A 15716-nucleotide genomic window follows, 5' to 3' on the forward strand; every position below is an offset into this window, starting at 1 on the left:
GTTTTCATGGTGAAACAGGATCCAATAATCCTGCATTTCCGGTAGGAGCAGCCTTGTGCTGCGAAGCGGCCAGTGTAAGCAGCGAGCATTCATTGTGCTTGCACTGGCCTCTTCGCAGCACAAGGCTGCTCCTACAAGGGCGGTATTCAGCCTAGGCGCTGGCCCGAATCCGGTACCACCAGAATTCCCGCGCGCAGCCCGTTTTTTACCTTGGGGTTAGGGAAGATGATCCGCGCGCCCTCCTCCTCGACCACCCAGCGCATTTCGGCCAGGTCTTCGGCCAGCAGGTAACCCTTGCTCAGCTCGGAGAAGTTTTCGATATCCGCCGGCAAGTGCAGGCGGAAGCCCTCGCTGTGCTTGATGATCTCGCGGGCGACGCTGAACAGTTTCAAGCCCTCCAGCGAGTCTTCAGTCTCAGGCTCGGTGCCTTCGATGATCTGGATCAGGCGCTCTTCCAGCTTGTCGAGGTTGACCTGCTCGTTCTGCCCAAACGGCCGCGCCTTACCAAGCTCCAGGGTGAACGCTTCGGCGTCGAGCTGCTCGTAGGTGAAGGCGCTGAAGGTAATGGACGACTTGCTCTGCAACAGCACGGCCTCCATACCCGCTGCGGCCAGGCGCGCCAGCTCCCGGCGGGAATGCTTGCGCCCTTCCTTGTAGGGGTACAGGGCAAACTGCTCGATCTTCGAGCCACGGATGGCGGTATGCAGGTCGTAATGCAAGCGGGGGCGGCCCAGCTTGCTGAAGAACACCCGGGCAAACTGCTCAAGCTCGGCGGCGCGCAGCGCCTCGAAACCACTGGACAGCTCGTGGCGACCATTGAACAGGCGGTTGATGTCCTGCTCGACGAAGCGCTCGCCCTTGCGGATGGCCGCCGGGTTGCCGAACAGGAACAACACCCGCGCACGCGGCTTGATCTTGCCATTGGCCACGCCATGCAACAGGCGCTCGAGCAACTCGATCGGCGCCGTTTCGTTACCATGGATACCGGCCGACAGCAGCAGGTCGAGCCCACTGTCCTCATGCTCGGGCGGGCGCACCTCAAGGGCACCCTCCCCCAGCCAGCGCAAACGCACGCCCTTGGGTGTAACTTGGGTCTTCTCGGCCGGTTCGTGATCGGTCAAGGTCAGCTCAAGCAATTTGCCGAGGGCGAGCATAGGCACTTCCTTAGTGGTGGTGGCCGCAATCAGGGCCATGGACGTGATCGTCGCCTTCAGCGGCTTCAGCCAGCTCCATTTCCAGCTGCAGGCTGACCAGGTTGGTGGCCATCGGGCGCAGCAGCAGGTTGGCATACTCGGTGTCGTTTTCATCGACATCCACGCCAATCAGCAACTGGCCGCGGCCGTCCTGCTGAATCCACACTTCCTTGCCTTGCCAGACCACAGCAAAACGGGTGCAGGAGGTTTCCAGCTGGGTGCCGTCTTCGTCTTCGAGGATCAGGCGCAGGGCATCGGTCATTACTTAGTCTCTCTTCAAGGTTGGCGTTGGAACGGATAGACCGAACCCAACTTCAGAATCTGGGTCAACTCATCCAGTGCCGTACGGCATTCGACCAGCAGTTGCGGATCGGCCAGCTCCGCTTCGCCAAGGCGATCGCGGTAATGCTTGTCGACCCATTGCAGCAGGGTGTCGTACAGCGGCGCGGTCATGATAACGCCTGGATTCACCGCCGCCAGTTCCGATTCCTTCAATGCCACGCGCAGACGCAGGCAAGCAGGGCCTCCGCCGTTCTGCATGCTCTGCTTGAGGTCGAACACTTTGACCTCCTTGACCGGGCCGCCCTGCTGGGTCAGTTGCTCCAGGTAGGCCCAGACGCGCTCGTTACTGCGGCACTCTTCCGGCACTACCAGCAGCATGGAGCCGTCGTCACGGCTGAGCAGCTGGCTGTTGAACAGGTACGAACGCACGGCGTCGTCTACTGCCACCGCCGCACGCGGCACACGGATGGCCTGGAAGTTGCCGCCCTTGTTGGCCAGTTTAGCTTGCAGCTGGCCAAGCACCGCATCGGTCTCGAGGAAGGCGTCCTCGTGGTAGAACAGCACCTCGCCGTTGCCCACCGAAATCACGTCGTTGTGGAACACGCCCTGGTCGATCACTGCCGGGTTCTGTTGAGCGTAGACCACGCCGTCGTCGCGCAGGCCGTGCAGCCGCACCACGGCCTGGGACGCCTCCAGGGTTTGCCGCGCCGGGTACTTCTGCGGCGCAGGGTAGCGGCTGTCGAAGGCGCTGCGGCCGTAGACGAAGAATTCGACGCCCGCCTCGCCATAGCTGCGGCAGAAGCGAGTGTGGTTGGCCGCACCCTCGTCACCGAACTGCGCCACCGCCGGCAATGCCTCGTGGTGGGCGAAGTGCTTGGCATCGGCGAACATCGCCCCCAGCACACGGCTGGTGGTCGGGTGCTCGATGCTGCGGTGGTATTTGCAGTTGAGGTTGGCAGCGGTGAAATGCACGCGGCCATCGGCGGTGTCGGCGCTGGGGCTGACCGTGGCAGCGTTGGCCACCCACATGCTCGAGGCCGAGCAGCTGGCCACCAGCAACGGCATGGCCTGCTTGGCGGCGCGCTGGATCACTTCGGCATCGCTGCCAGAGAAGCCCAGGCGGCGCAGCGCCGCTACGTCCGGGCGCTCCTGCGGGGCCAGCACGCCCTGCTTGAAGCCCATGTCGGCCAAGGCCTTCATCTTTGCCAAGCCCTGGCGCGCCGCTTCACGCGGATTGGACGCCTGCTGGCTGTTGCTTTGCGAAGCCACATTGCCGTAAGACAAGCCGCCATAGTTGTGGGTAGGCCCCACCAGGCCATCAAAATTCACTTCATAGGATTTCATCGGCTAGGCTCCGAGACCGTTTGTTATAGGGTGACGCCCGGCGTCAAGGTTGCCGGCAAGGCGAGGCTGGCGGTCTCCAGCGAAGCCACGGGGTAAGCGCAGTAGTCGGCCGCGTAATAGGCGCTGGCGCGATGGTTGCCGCTGTTGCCGACACCCCCGAACGGGGCACTGCTGGCGGCGCCGGTCAACTGTTTGTTCCAGTTGACGATGCCCGCCCGGCTGCGCAGCCAGAAGTACTGGTAACGGGCGCGGGAGTCGGACAGCAGCCCGGCGGCCAGGCCGTACTGGGTGTTGTTGGCCTCATCGATGGCGGCATCGAAATCGGCGTAGCGAATCACCTGCAGCAACGGGCCGAAGAACTCTTCGTCCGGGCGATCAGCAACGGTGCTGACATCGAGAATGCCCGGTGTCAGCAACGCGGCATCGGCCTCGGGCTGGGTCATTTCCAGCAACTTCAAGGCGCCCTTGCCCACCAGCTCGGCCTGGGCTGCGATCAGCGCCTGTGCTGCCTGCAGCGAAATCACCGAACCCATGAACGGCGCTGGCTGCTGGTCGAAAGCGCCAACGGTGATGCTTTTGCACACCTCGACCAGCCGTGTGATCAACGAATCGCCCCATGCCCCTTGCGGCACCAGCAGGCGTCGCGCACAGGTGCAGCGCTGGCCAGCAGAAATGAAGGCCGACTGGATGATGGTGTACACCGCGGCGTCCAGGTCCTTGACCTCGTCCACCAGCAACGGGTTGTTGCCGCCCATCTCCAGCGCGAGGATCTTGTCCGGGCGCCCGGCGAACTGCTGGTGCAACAGGTTGCCAGTGCGGCTGGAGCCGGTGAAGAACAACCCGTCGATACCCGGGTTGGCCGCCAGCGCCACGCCTGTTTCACGCGCGCCCTGGACCAGGTTGAGCACCCCGGCAGGCAGGCCAGCAGCGATCCAGCAGTTGACCGTCAGTTCGGCCACCTTGGGCGTCAGTTCGCTGGGTTTGAAGACAACGCAGTTACCCGCCAGCAGGGCCGGCACGATGTGCCCATTGGGCAAGTGGCCGGGGAAGTTGTAGGGCCCGAACACCGCCACCACACCGTGGGGCTTGTGCCGCAGCACGGCTGTGGCATCGGCCAGTGGGCCGCTTTTTTCACCGGTGCGCTCGCGGTAGCTCTGTACCGAGATCGCCACCTTGTTGATCATGCTGGTGACTTCGGTCGCCGATTCCCACAGCGGCTTGCCGGTTTCTTCGCCAATGCAGTGCGCCAGCGCTTCGGCATGCTGCTTCAGCTGTTCGGCGAACTTTTCCAGCACATCGATACGTGCCTCCAGGCTCAACTGTGCCCAGGCCGGAAAGGTCTGGCGCGCAGCCTTCACGGCAGCGTCAACCTGGCTGGCGTCGGCGCCCTGCCCGTCCCAGACAACGGCCTGGGTCACGGGGTTGAGCGATTGCAGGGGGGCTCCCTGGCCGGCCTGCCAGTGGCCGGCGATGTAATGCGTGGTCATTTACTGGGCCTCCCGGCTTGCCGACAGCGGCACGGCACGCACGTTGTCGCCAGCCCCCATGCGCAGGCGTTTGGCGGTCAGCGGGTCGACCACCAACGTGCCAGCCGCCAGGCGTGCAGGCGCGGCCGTGATGCGGCAGTCGTCGCGTTTGCGGTTGTGGATGATGTAAGGGGTGGCGTCATCGCCCGGGGTACCGACCGCCAACACCAGGGTCTGGCTTTCGCGCACGGCGCGAATCTTGGCGGTCTCGCACTCGATGGCCGGGCCTGCGTCGAAGATGTCGACATAGCCCTGGTAGTTGAAACCTTCCTGCTTGAGCATGGCCAGCGCAGGCTCGGTGTCGGTGTGCACTCGCCCAATCACGTTGCGCGCGGCTTCGGAGAGGAAGCAGGTGTACAGCGGGAACTTGGGCATCAGCTCGGCGATGAACGACTTGTTACCCACCCCGGTCAGGTAGTCGGCCTGGCTGAACTCCATCTTGAAGAAGTGCCGGCCCAGGCTTTCCCAGAACGGCGAACGGCCCTGCTCGTCGGACATGCCGCGCATCTCGGCAATGATCTTCTTGCCGAACAGCTCCGGGAACTCGGCGATGAACAACATCCGCGCCCGCGACAGCAAGCGGCCATTGAGGCCGGAACGGTAGTCACTGCGCAAAAACAACGAGCACAGCTCGGAGTTGCCGGTCAGGTCGTTGGCCAGGAACAGGGTGGGGATCTCGCGGTAGATGTTCAGCTCCTGCGAGGCGCTGACGGTGAGCCCGACCCGGTAGTTGTACCAAGGCTCACGCAGGCCGACGGCCCCGGCGATGGCGCTGATGCCCACCACCAGGCCCTCGTCGTTTTCCAGCACGAACAGGTAGTCGGTGTCGCCCCGCTCGGCCTCGCCACGGAAGCTCTTTTCGGCCCAGCCCACGCGATGCCCAAGGCGCTCTTCGTTGGCTGGCAGCGTGGTCAGCCCGGTGGTACCGGTGCTGCGAGCCAATTCGATCAGCGCGGGTAAATCGCTGCTGCGTACGGGACGAACGATCATGCTATCTCCTTGAGCGGCGACCTCTGCCACCGCGAAACGCTTCGTTTCGAGCTTGCTGTTTCGAGCTGCCTGCGCAGGCTCACGCCTTAGACGGCAACCAGCCGCACGCTTGCACCCTCACCGACACCCAGGGCCTCGGCTGCGTCACGCCCCAGGCTGACCGGCTTGCCGGGCACCCAGTCGAGTTCCAGCAACACCGCGCGGTAGTCCTGCAACTGGCCGTTGCACACCAGGTACGGGCGCCCACCCTTCGCCGGGGCCTCCTCCAGCTTGACCGGTACTACACGGCTCTGGGCAATCGAGCGGATGCCCGAAGCCCGTGCGTGCAAGGTCGGCCCGCCGTCGAAGATGTCGATGTAGTGTTCTGTCTCGAAGCCTTCACGCATCAGGATGTCGAAGGTGATCTGCGCGCGCGGATGCACCTGGCCCATGGCCTCCTGGGCTTCGTCGGGCAGCAGCGGCACGTAGATTGGGTAGTGCGGCATCAGTTCGGCCAGGAAGGTACGGCTCTTCAGCCCGCACAGGCGCTCGGCATGGGCGTAGTTGAGGTCGAAGAAGTTGCGGCCTATGGCATCCCAGAAAGGCGACTCGCCCTGATCGTCGCTGTAGCCCACGATCTCGGTCACCACCGAATCGGCAAAACGCTCCGGGTGCGAGGCCATGAACAGCAGGCGGCCGCGCGAGTTGAGCTCGGCCCAGCCGCTGCCGACCAATTCGGGCAGTACATAGAAGCTGGTCAGCAAGCTGTTGCCAGTCAGGTCGTGGCACAGCGAGAGGACGTGGATCTTGTTGTGGATCTTCAGCTCGCGCGAGGCGTGCACGAAGGTCTCGTTACGGAAACTGTAGAACGGCTCGGAGTAACCGGCCGAGGCGACGATGGCCGAGCAGCCGGCAAGCTTGCCGGTGTCGCTGTCTTCGAGCACGAAGAAGTAGCTTTCTTCGCCGTTGAAGCTGACCTCGGCGGCGAAGGAGGTTTCCGACGCGGCGATCTTGTCGCCCAGACGGGCAGTATCGTCCGGCAGCGAGGTGACACCAATGGGGCTGTCGGCAGCCATGCGCTGCACTTCGTTCAGGTCAGCCATTTGCGCGGGGCGCATCACCAGCATGGTGTCACTCCTTTGGTAAAGCGGGCCGTTCGTGACGGCACGAAAAAACGGCGGGCGCGTGATTGAAACGGCAAGCACGCGCCCGCACTGGAATTCAGCTATCGCCGGCCCGCAAAGGGCCGGCGAAGGGACCGCAGGCCAATCAGCCTTGGGTCAGTTTGGCCACGGCGCGCTCGAAGCGGTTCAGGCCTTCATCGATGTCGGCGTCTTCAACCACCAGGCTAGGCGCGAAACGCACCACATCCGGGCCGGCTTGCAGCACCATCACACCTTCTTTCTCGGCGGCGTTGAGCACGTCCTTGGCCTTGCCTTGCCAGGCGTCGGTCAGCACGCAACCGATCAGCAGGCCGACGCCACGCACCTGGGAGAACAGGCCGTACTGCTGGCCGATCTCCTCCAGACGGGTTTTGAAGCGTGTGTGCTTGGCCTTGATGCCGGCCAGGGTTTCAGGGGTGTTGATCACGTCCAGCACGGCGCAGGCAACAGCGCAACCCAGTGGGTTACCGCCATAGGTGGTGCCGTGGGTGCCGACGGCCAGGTGTTTTGCCAGCTCGGTGGTAGTCAGCATGGCGCCGATCGGGAAACCGCCGCCCAGGCTCTTGGCGCTGGTCAGGATGTCCGGTGTCACACCGTAGTGCTGGTAGGCGTACAGCGAACCGGTACGGCCAACGCCGGTCTGCACTTCGTCGAAGATGAGCAGGGCATTGTGCTCATCGCACAGCTTGCGTGCGCCTTCCAGGTACGCCTTGTCGGCCGGGACCACACCACTTTCGCCCTGGATCGGTTCGATCACCACGGCGCAGGTCTTGTCGGAAATCTGTGCTTTCAGTGCTTCCAGGTCGTTGTACGGCACATGGCTGATGCCGGTGATCTTCGGCCCGAAGCCATCGGAGTACTTCGGCTGGCCACCGACGCTGACGGTGAACAGGGTACGCCCGTGGAAGCTGTTCACGGTGGCGATGATTTCGTGCTTTTCAGGGCCGAAGCGGTCATGGGCCACGCGACGGGCCAGCTTGAAAGCGGCCTCGTTGGACTCGGCACCGGAGTTACAGAAGAAGGCACGGTCGGCAAAGGTCGCGTCTACCAGCTTGTGCGCCAGGCGCAGGGCCGGCTCGTTGGTGAAGACGTTGGACACGTGCCAGAGGGTGTTGGCCTGCTCGGTCAGCGCCTTGACCAGTGCCGGATGGCAGTGACCCAGGGCATTGACGGCGATACCGCCAGCAAAGTCGATCAGCTCGCGACCCGACTGGTCCCAAACCCGGGAACCCTCGCCTCGGACAGGAATGAAGGCCGCCGGCGAATAGTTGGGAACCATGACCTGGTCGAAATCGGCACGTTGCACCGGGGCTTGCTCAACGGACATCTGAGTCTCCTGAAGAGGAACGCTGGCCTGGAAGTGGCGAGCGATGGGGGGATTGTAAGGACTGATCAGCGCCTGTCCTTGCGGCCAAGCGACAACTTGTTACAGCGCAAAACCCTGTTTTACCCAGGCTTTCGGCAATGCGACAAACACTGTCGCAATCGCGCAGTGTAACGGGAGTGGATGGCTGGGTGAACGGGTGTAGGGCGATGATGTGGCGGTGGCGCGGAAATCGAGCGCCGCCCGCGCGGCGCTTCGCAGCACAAGGCTGCTCCCACATCTGTTTCGGGCCAATGAGTCCTGAGGCAGAGGCGCGCGGCCCTTTTGGCGTCCACCTCGATATCGTGTGGAACAAACAAGGCGGTCGCGCGCGTAGGTACAGGCGTAACTGGCCCGAAACAGATGTAGGAGCAGCCTTGTGCTGCGAAGCGCCGCGCGGGCGGCGCTCGATTTCGGCGCCACCATCACCCCCAAGGCATTCGCCCGAACCCAACCAGAATCTCAGCCCTTTTCAGCCGGCGCCGAGCTCAACTCGAACGGGCTGCTGTTACGCCGCTGGTTGCGATCTTCCCGCGGCGTCGCGCCAAAGAAATTGCGGTAGGCACTGGAAAAATGCGGCCCGGAAGAGAACCCGCACGACAAGCCGATCTGGATGATCGACTTGCTGGTCTGCATCAGCATCTGCCGCGCCTTGTTCAGCCGCAGCTCGAGGTAATACTGGCTAGGTACGCGGTTCAGGTACTGCTTGAAGATCCGCTCCAACTGCCGACGCGACACGCACACATGCTGGGCGATCTCGTCGGTGGTCAGCGGCTCTTCAATGTTGGCTTCCATCAGCAGCACAGCCTGGGTCAGTTTGGGGTGGCTGGAGCCCAAGCGGTTTTGCAACGGAATGCGCTGACGCTCGCCACCCTCGCGAATGCGTTCGACCACCAGCTCCTCGGACACCGCTCCCGCCAACTCCGCGCCATGGTCACGCGCCAGCACGGCCAGCAACAGGTCGGTCACCGCCATGCCACCACAGGCGGTCAGGCGGTCGCGGTCCCAGTCGAACAGATGGCTGGTGGCGATGACCTTGGGGAAGCGCTCGGCAAAATCATCCTGCCAGCGCCAGTGCACCGCCGCGCGGTACCCGTCGAGCAGGCCAAGCTGCGCCAGCGGATACACGCCGGCAGACAAGCCACCGATCATGCAACCACTGCGCGCCAGTTGCTTGAGCGCGGTGGACAGCACCGAACCCACAGCCTGCGGCGGCTCATCGGCCAGCAACAAGAGCTTCTGGCACCCTTCTAGGCGGCCATTCCACGGCTCGCCTGGCAAGCGCCAAGCGCCCTCCACCGCCGGCTCGGCCTGCAGAAACGCCAAGTCGTAGACCACATCCGGATGCACCCGCTGGGCCACCTGCAACACTTCCTCGGCCAGCGCCAGGGTCAAGGGCTTGGTGCTGGGCCAGATGAGAAAACCGATTCGCTGGGTGGTCATAGGGTGCGGTCCGAAACCTTGGGGGCGTTCACGTCAGTGGCACAGGGTCAGGCTGCGCTCGCTGCGCAGCATGCCCTATTCTGGTGCAAAAATGCAGCCTACTTTACTTGAGGCTGCCGGAGAGGAATTGCTTTAGCCGCTCCGATTGCGGGTTAGCCAGCACCTCGCGCGGGCAGCCGGTCTCTTCGACCAGGCCCTTGTGCAGGAACACCAACTGGTTCGACACCTCGCGGGCAAAGCCCATCTCGTGTGTCACCACCACCATCGTCCGGCCTTCCTGGGCCAGCGCCTGCATGACCTTGAGCACATCGCCCACCAACTCGGGATCGAGGGCCGAGGTCGGCTCGTCGAACAGCATCACCTCAGGCTCGACGGCCAGGGCACGGGCAATCGCCACCCGCTGCTGCTCACCACCGGACATATGCCCCGGGAAGGCATCCTTGCGGTGGGCCACACCGACCTTGGCCAGGTAGTACTCAGCCTTTTCCAGGGCCTCTTTCTTGCTCACCCCGAGCACGTGCACGGGGGCTTCGATGACGTTCTCCAACGCGGTCATGTGCGACCACAGGTTGAAATGCTGGAACACCATCGACAGGCGCGAGCGCATGCGCTGCAACTGGCGCGCGTCGGCCGCCTTGAGCGCGCCATCCTTGCCGGCAACCAGTTTCAGCTCTTCGTTGTTGAGCAGAATCTTGCCCGCGTGGGGCTGCTCCAGCAGGTTGATGCAGCGCAGGAAGGTCGACTTGCCCGAACCGCTGGAGCCGATGATGCTGATCACATCGCCTGCCTTGGCCGCCAGGGACACGCCCTTGAGCACTTCATGGCTGCCATAGCGCTTGTGCAGGTCTTGGACTTCGAGTTTGTACATGCTGTCGATTCTCACAAAGCGGTCAGTGCTTGCGCGGCGCCAGGTAGCCGAGCCAGCGGCGTTCGGCCATCTTGAACAGGCGCACCAGGATGAAGGTCAGGCACAGGTAGAACACGCCCGCCGTGATGTAGGCCTCGAAAGGCAGGTAGTACTGGGCATTGACCGTGCGCGCCGCACCCGTGATGTCGATCAGAGTGACGATCGACGCCAGGCTGGTGGTCTGCAGCATCATGATCACTTCGTTGCTGTACTGCGGCAATGCCCGGCGCAAGGCCGAGGGAAGCAGAATGCGGCGGTACATCTTGAAGCGCGACATGCCCATGGCCTTGGCCGCTTCGATCTCGCCATGGGGCGTGGCCTTGAGGCTGCCGGCGATGATTTCTGCGGTGTAGGCACTGGTGTTGACGGCAAAGGCCAGGCAAGCGCAGAAGGTCGCACTGGACAGCAGCGGCCAGAAGATGCTCTCGCGCACCGCTTCGAACTGGGCCAGGCCGTAGTAGATCAGGAACAACTGCACCAGCATCGGCGTACCGCGGATCACATAGGTATACAGCCAGGCGGTGAGGTTCACCAGCGGCTGCTTGGACACCCGCATCAGCCCCAGCGGAATCGCCGCGAGCAAACCGAACAACAGCGACAGCGCCAGTAGCTTCAGGGTGGTCAGCAACCCGCCCAAGTACAGCGGCATGGCCTCCCACACCACGTTGTAGTCGAAGATCATAGTTCAACCACCTTGACGCCTACCGAGTAGCGTTTTTCAAGATACTTCAGCGCCAGCAGCGAAACACTGGTCAGCACCAGGTACAGGGCCGCCACCGCCAGGAAGAAGGTGAAGGGTTCACGGGTGGCGTCCGCTGCCTGCTTGGCCTTGAACATCATGTCCTGCAGGCCGACCACCGAGATCAGCGCCGTGGCCTTGGTCAGCACCAGCCAGTTGTTGGTGAAGCCCGGGATGGCCAGGCGGATCATCTGCGGCACCTGGATGCGGAAGAACACCTGACGGTTGCTCATGCCGTAAGCCACGCCGGCTTCGGCCTGGCCCTTAGGGATGCCGAGGAAGGCGCCGCGGAAGGTTTCCGACAGGTAGGCGCCAAAAATGAAGCCCAAGGTCCCGATACCCGCCGCCAGCGGATTCAGGTCGATGTAGTCTTCGTAACCGAGCAGCGGTGCCACCCGGTTGATGATGTCCTGCCCGCCGTAGAAGATCAGCAGGATCAGTACCAAGTCCGGAATACCACGGATGACCGTGGCATACATATCGCCCAGCCAAGCCAGCCAGCGCACCGGCGACAAGCGCAGCGCCACACCGATCAGGCCGAGCACGATGGCCAGGGCCATCGACGACAGGGCGAGCTGCAGCGTCAGCCACGCCCCGTCGAGGATGACTGCCCCGTAGCCTTTCAACATGATGAGGTCCTCGACCTAGAGAATGAAAAATGGTGCAAACCTCAGAGCCTCTGCTGTTTGCACCATTGCACAGGTTTAACCCGACGTCTTACTTCGAGTCTGGACCGTAGATATCGAAATTGAAGTACTTGGCTTCGATTTGTTTGTACTTGCCGTTGGCACGGATGGCGTCGATGGCCGCGTTGATGCGGTCGACGTTGGCCTTGTCGCCCTTGCGCACGGCGATGCCGATGCCGTCACCGAAGTACTTGGCGTCGGTGAATGCTGGGCCTACGAACGCGAAGCCTTTGCCAGCGTCGGTCTTCAGGAAGCCATCTTCCAGCAGGGTGGCGTCAGCCACGGTGCCATCGAGGCGACCGGCCGCGACATCCAGGTAGATTTCGTTCTGGGTGCCGTAAGGGACCACGGTGGCACCTTTGGCGCCCAGCACTTCCTTGGCGAAGCGGTCATGGATCGAGCCACGCTGCACGCCGATCTTCTTGCCCTGCAGTTCGTTGAGGCTGTCGCTGACGGTGGTGCCTTCCTTCATGACCAGGCGCGCTGGGGTCAGGTAGTAGCGCTTGGTGAAGTCGACCGATTTCTTGCGGTCTTCGGTGATCGACATCGACGACAGGATAGCGTCGATCTTGCGCACCTTCAGCGCCGGGATCAGGCCGTCGAACTCTTGCTCGACCCAGGTGCACTTGGCTTTCATCTCTTCACACAGGGCATTGCCGATGTCGTAGTCGAAACCGGCGATGCTGCCGTCGGGCTGCTTGAAGGCGAAGGGTGGATAAGCGGCCTCGATACCGATTTTCAACGGTTTTTCATCGGCCTGCGACACCAGGGAAAACACGGACAGCGCCAGGGCGCCAAGCAGTGCGAGCTTCTTCATCAGGTAACTCCATCGGTACGGGGCAATACAAGGCAGGGTAACAACTGCCCGATATGCGAATGGGTACAACGCGAGCCGCGCAGGGTTCGACCAAGGCCGCAGACCACGAGCGAGTGAGTGGCATTTTAACGACAGCCCGGTAGTCGATATTTCTTCAAAGCGACAACTACTTACAGAAGCGCTTGAAACCACTGCGGGCGATGTTGACAGCCATTGCAAAACATGCAAAGGCACAAGGAAAATAACCTATAGACCTAGCAATTACTGGGCCTATTATTCGCAAAGCCTTGTACGACGGCAAGTGTAGCGTGCTGTGTTGCAGAAAATGGCTCAGCAAACGCACCGAAACGGGTCATGACTGTTTCCGCTCGCCCCGCGCCTGTGCGTAATCGGTGACAGAAGAGTTACCGATGAATGTCGGGTAACAGTAAAGCAAAAAACCCCGCCGGTTGCCCGTGCGGGGTTTCTACTTGGAGGGGACTGCGCTGCAGTCCAATCGCCGGCAAGCCGGCTCCCACAGGTTCGGCGGTACTCCTGAAAACTCTGCGCCCCCTGTGGGAGCCGGCTTGCCGGCGATAGGGCTGCAAGGCAGCCCCGCTCATAGCATCAGGCCGTAGCCAGGTTCATGGCCTTGTGCGTGTCGATCAGATGCTGCACCACACCTGGGTCGGCCAGGGTCGAGATATCGCCCAGCGAACCGTATTCCGCCGTGGCGATCTTGCGCAGGATACGCCGCATGATCTTGCCCGAGCGCGTCTTCGGTAGCCCTGGCGCCCACTGGATCACATCCGGCGAGGCAATCGGGCCGATCTCCTTGCGTACCCAGTTCTTCAGCTCCAGACGCAATTGCTCGCTAGGCTCCACGCCGGCATTGAGGGTGACATAGACATAGATACCCTGGCCCTTGATGTCGTGCGGCACGCCCACCACAGCCGCTTCGGCGACCTTGGAATGGGCAACCATGGCGCTTTCGATCTCGGCAGTCCCCATCCGGTGGCCAGACACGTTGAGCACGTCGTCCACACGCCCGGTGATCCAGTAGTAGCCATCCTCGTCGCGGCGCGCGCCGTCGCCGGTGAAGTACATGCCCCGGAAGGTCTTGAAGTAGGTGTCGACGAAGCGGTCGTGGTCGCCATACAGCGAGCGCGACTGGCCCGGCCAGGAGTCGAGAATCACCAGGTTGCCTTCGGCAGCGCCATCGATCAGGTTGCCCAGGTTATCCACCAGTGCCGGCACCACGCCGAAGAACGGACGGGTCGCCGAACCCGGCTTGAGGCCAGTGGCGCCCGGCAGTGGGCTGATCAGGATGCCGCCGGTCTCGGTCTGCCACCAGGTGTCGACGATCGGGCAGCGCTCCTTGCCGACGGTCTTGTAGTACCAATTCCACGCTTCGGGGTTGATCGGCTCGCCGACCGAACCCAACAGGCGCAGGCTGGACCCATCAGCACCCTCTACCGCAGCCTGCCCTTCGGCCATCATGGCGCGGATTGCGGTCGGTGCGGTGTAGAGGATATTGACCTTGTGCTTGTCGACGATCTTCGACACACGGGTGATGTCCGGGTAGTTCGGCACGCCTTCGAACAGCAAGGTGGTGGCGCCGTTGGCCAGCGGGCCGTAGACGATGTAGCTGTGGCCGGTGACCCAGCCAACGTCGGCGGTGCACCAGTAGACTTCACCTGGGCGATAGTCGAACACGCGCTCGTGGGTCAGCGCGGCGTAAACCAGGTAACCCCCGGTGGTGTGCAGCACGCCCTTTGGCTTGCCGGTGGAGCCGGAGGTGTAAAGGATAAACAGCGCTTCCTCAGCGCCCATCTCTTTCGGCGCGCAGTGGCTGGAGGCCACTTTCATCAGGTCTTCGTACCAGATGTCGCGGTGTTGGTGCCAAGCGATATCGCCACCGGTGCGCTTGCACACGATGATCTTCTGCACGCTGCTGGTCTCAGGGTTGGTCAGCGCCAGGTCGACGTTGCCTTTGAGCGGCGTACGGCGCCCGCCACGCACACCTTCGTCGGCGGTGATCACCACCTTGGACTTGCAGTCGATGATTCGGCCAGCCAACGCCTCAGGGGAGAAGCCACCGAACACCACCGAGTGGATTGCACCGATGCGGGCGCAGGCCAGCATGGCGACCACGGCCTCGGGGATCATCGGCATATAGATAGTCACCACATCGCCACGGTGCACGTCTTGGCCGCGCAGGGCGTTGGCGAACTTGCAGACCTGCTCGTGGAGCTCGCGGTAGGTGATGTTGCGGTGCTCGGAAGGGTCGTCGCCCTCCCAGATGATCGCCAGTTGGTCGCCACGCTCTTCAAGGTGACGGTCCAGGCAGTTGGAGGAAACGTTCAGAGTGCCGTCAGCAAACCACTTGATATCGACATGGTGGTCATCGAACGAGGTCTGCTTGACCTTGGTGAACGGCTTGATCCAGTCGAGACGCTGGGCCTGCTCGCGCCAGAAGCCGTCCGGGTTGATCACCGATTGCTGGTACATGGCCTTGTAGGTGGCCTCGTCGGTCAGGGTAGTGGCCGCAACCTCGGGACGAACGGGATACAGTGGAGCCGCACTCATCTGTGTTACCTCGGTGTAATAGTTGTTTTTGTATGGAACCGTTTGTAACTGTACCAGAGCGGCAAAAGCCATTCGACGTTGGTAGTAAAGCCGCGGATTTTGGTACTGACGTACGAGCAAAGCGCTCTAGCACGCGGCTCGCAGCCCAGGGCACAAAGAATCGCGGTTTTTTTCGCGTGATTGTTACAGATTCTGTCAAAACACTTTATCAAAAGTCCCACTGTTTCAGCGGTTGCCACCCCCCTAGAATTCATCTCGCCAACAACGGCAAGGCGATTAACTTCTGGCAACAGCCCCCACGAAGGCAAGCGTTAATCACCCGCTAAATCCCGATCGTTAAAACTAGCAGTCCTCGCGGCGCCACAAGCGCCGCGCACCCCCTCACGACCTTAGACAGGTAAATAGAAAATGAAAGCGTTACTGGCATTGGTACTTGGCAGTCTTTGCGGCGCGGCCATGGCCGGCGAAGCAAACGATGCCGAGCAGATTCCGGTTGAACAGTACAGTTACTCGCAGCACTTGGACATTGCCCGCGTCATCTCCATGAGCGAAGTGCCCAACGTCTGTGAAGTCGTGCCCGCCCGCATGACCTACGAGGACTCCCAGGGCCAAAAGCACATTCTTGAATACCGCGTGATGGGGAACGGTTGCTCTAACGGCTAACCCTTGAGATTGGGGCCCCGCTGGGGCCCTTCGCGGGTTTACCCGCGAACGAA

At 62.3% G+C, this 15716-nt stretch carries 14 protein-coding genes; 1 reads left to right on the plus strand and 13 read right to left on the minus strand.

Annotated elements, in window-relative coordinates:
- Positions 1-146 precede the first annotated feature (146 nt).
- From astE to acs, 13 genes are all read right to left on the minus strand, one after another.
- Positions 147-1154: a succinylglutamate desuccinylase gene (gene astE / locus LOY53_RS19315; protein WP_252827448.1), complete on the minus strand. Its 1008-nt coding sequence runs from the start codon at positions 1152-1154 to the stop codon at positions 147-149.
- A gap of 10 nt (positions 1155-1164) precedes the next feature.
- Complete coding sequence (locus LOY53_RS19320; protein ID WP_099454972.1) at positions 1165-1455, minus strand: topoisomerase II; 291 nt, start codon at positions 1453-1455, stop codon at positions 1165-1167.
- A 14-nt stretch (positions 1456-1469) separates the two neighbouring features.
- Positions 1470-2819, minus strand: a complete 1350-nt coding sequence (astB, locus tag LOY53_RS19325; RefSeq protein ID WP_252825320.1) for an N-succinylarginine dihydrolase — start codon at positions 2817-2819, stop codon at positions 1470-1472.
- A 23-nt stretch (positions 2820-2842) separates the two neighbouring features.
- On the minus strand, positions 2843-4306 hold the full coding sequence (gene astD, locus LOY53_RS19330) for a succinylglutamate-semialdehyde dehydrogenase (RefSeq protein WP_258703150.1): 1464 nt from the start codon (positions 4304-4306) through the stop codon (positions 2843-2845).
- A complete protein-coding gene (gene astA, locus LOY53_RS19335; protein WP_027593082.1) occupies positions 4307-5335 on the minus strand; it encodes an arginine N-succinyltransferase in 1029 nt (342 codons plus the stop codon).
- Between the two features lie 86 nt (positions 5336-5421).
- Positions 5422-6441, minus strand: coding sequence for an arginine/ornithine succinyltransferase subunit alpha (gene aruF, locus LOY53_RS19340; RefSeq protein WP_027593083.1), 1020 nt, complete (start codon positions 6439-6441; stop codon positions 5422-5424).
- A 142-nt stretch (positions 6442-6583) separates the two neighbouring features.
- A complete protein-coding gene (locus tag LOY53_RS19345; protein ID WP_252825323.1) occupies positions 6584-7804 on the minus strand; it encodes an aspartate aminotransferase family protein in 1221 nt (406 codons plus the stop codon).
- Between the two features lie 498 nt (positions 7805-8302).
- Positions 8303-9283, minus strand: coding sequence for a transcriptional regulator ArgR (gene argR, locus LOY53_RS19350; RefSeq protein ID WP_027593085.1), 981 nt, complete (start codon positions 9281-9283; stop codon positions 8303-8305).
- Between the two features lie 103 nt (positions 9284-9386).
- On the minus strand, positions 9387-10151 hold the full coding sequence (gene aotP / locus LOY53_RS19355; RefSeq protein ID WP_027593086.1) for an arginine/ornithine transport ATP-binding protein AotP: 765 nt from the start codon (positions 10149-10151) through the stop codon (positions 9387-9389).
- A gap of 22 nt (positions 10152-10173) precedes the next feature.
- Positions 10174-10872 carry an ABC transporter permease gene (locus LOY53_RS19360; RefSeq protein WP_027593087.1) on the minus strand — a complete coding sequence of 233 codons (699 nt, stop codon included), beginning with the start codon at positions 10870-10872 and terminating at the stop codon, positions 10174-10176.
- The gene (locus LOY53_RS19365) at positions 10869-11558 is read right to left on the minus strand and encodes an ABC transporter permease (RefSeq protein ID WP_027593088.1); all 690 of its coding nucleotides are present in this window, start codon (positions 11556-11558) and stop codon (positions 10869-10871) included. Before LOY53_RS19365 ends, LOY53_RS19360 begins: the two co-directional genes overlap by 4 nt.
- 88 nt (positions 11559-11646) lie before the next feature.
- A complete protein-coding gene (locus tag LOY53_RS19370) occupies positions 11647-12432 on the minus strand; it encodes an ABC transporter substrate-binding protein (RefSeq protein WP_027593089.1) in 786 nt (261 codons plus the stop codon).
- Positions 12433-13038: 606 nt separating this feature from the next.
- Positions 13039-15000 carry an acetate--CoA ligase gene (gene acs, locus LOY53_RS19375; RefSeq protein WP_027593090.1) on the minus strand — a complete coding sequence of 654 codons (1962 nt, stop codon included), beginning with the start codon at positions 14998-15000 and terminating at the stop codon, positions 13039-13041.
- Between the two features lie 408 nt (positions 15001-15408).
- Here acs and LOY53_RS19380 point away from each other — a divergent pair, with 408 nt between their 5' ends.
- The gene (locus LOY53_RS19380; RefSeq protein ID WP_252825325.1) at positions 15409-15663 is read left to right on the plus strand and encodes a DUF2790 domain-containing protein; all 255 of its coding nucleotides are present in this window, start codon (positions 15409-15411) and stop codon (positions 15661-15663) included.
- The last annotated feature ends 53 nt before the right edge of the window (positions 15664-15716 follow it).

Origin of the sequence: Pseudomonas sp. B21-031 (genome assembly GCF_024748985.1) — a bacterium.
GTDB classification, from domain to species: domain Bacteria; phylum Pseudomonadota; class Gammaproteobacteria; order Pseudomonadales; family Pseudomonadaceae; genus Aquipseudomonas; species Aquipseudomonas kermanshahensis.

Bases quoted from the DNA above. Each gene is read 5' to 3' on its own strand.
- LOY53_RS19320 (WP_099454972.1), bottom strand. From the start codon at position 1,455: ATGACCGATGCCCTGCGCCTGATCCTCGAAGACGAAGACGGCACCCAG.
- LOY53_RS19380 (WP_252825325.1), top strand. From the start codon at position 15,409: ATGAAAGCGTTACTGGCATTGGTACTTGGCAGTCTTTGCGGCGCGGCC.
- LOY53_RS19370 (WP_027593089.1), bottom strand. From the start codon at position 12,432: ATGAAGAAGCTCGCACTGCTTGGCGCCCTGGCGCTGTCCGTGTTTTCC.
- astE (WP_252827448.1), bottom strand. From the start codon at position 1,154: ATGCTCGCCCTCGGCAAATTGCTTGAGCTGACCTTGACCGATCACGAA.
- astA (WP_027593082.1), bottom strand. From the start codon at position 5,335: ATGATCGTTCGTCCCGTACGCAGCAGCGATTTACCCGCGCTGATCGAA.
- argR (WP_027593085.1), bottom strand. From the start codon at position 9,283: ATGACCACCCAGCGAATCGGTTTTCTCATCTGGCCCAGCACCAAGCCC.
- LOY53_RS19365 (WP_027593088.1), bottom strand. From the start codon at position 11,558: ATGTTGAAAGGCTACGGGGCAGTCATCCTCGACGGGGCGTGGCTGACG.
- astB (WP_252825320.1), bottom strand. From the start codon at position 2,819: ATGAAATCCTATGAAGTGAATTTTGATGGCCTGGTGGGGCCTACCCAC.
- aruF (WP_027593083.1), bottom strand. From the start codon at position 6,441: ATGCTGGTGATGCGCCCCGCGCAAATGGCTGACCTGAACGAAGTGCAG.
- LOY53_RS19345 (WP_252825323.1), bottom strand. From the start codon at position 7,804: ATGTCCGTTGAGCAAGCCCCGGTGCAACGTGCCGATTTCGACCAGGTC.
- aotP (WP_027593086.1), bottom strand. From the start codon at position 10,151: ATGTACAAACTCGAAGTCCAAGACCTGCACAAGCGCTATGGCAGCCAT.
- astD (WP_258703150.1), bottom strand. From the start codon at position 4,306: ATGACCACGCATTACATCGCCGGCCACTGGCAGGCCGGCCAGGGAGCC.
- acs (WP_027593090.1), bottom strand. From the start codon at position 15,000: ATGAGTGCGGCTCCACTGTATCCCGTTCGTCCCGAGGTTGCGGCCACT.
- LOY53_RS19360 (WP_027593087.1), bottom strand. From the start codon at position 10,872: ATGATCTTCGACTACAACGTGGTGTGGGAGGCCATGCCGCTGTACTTG.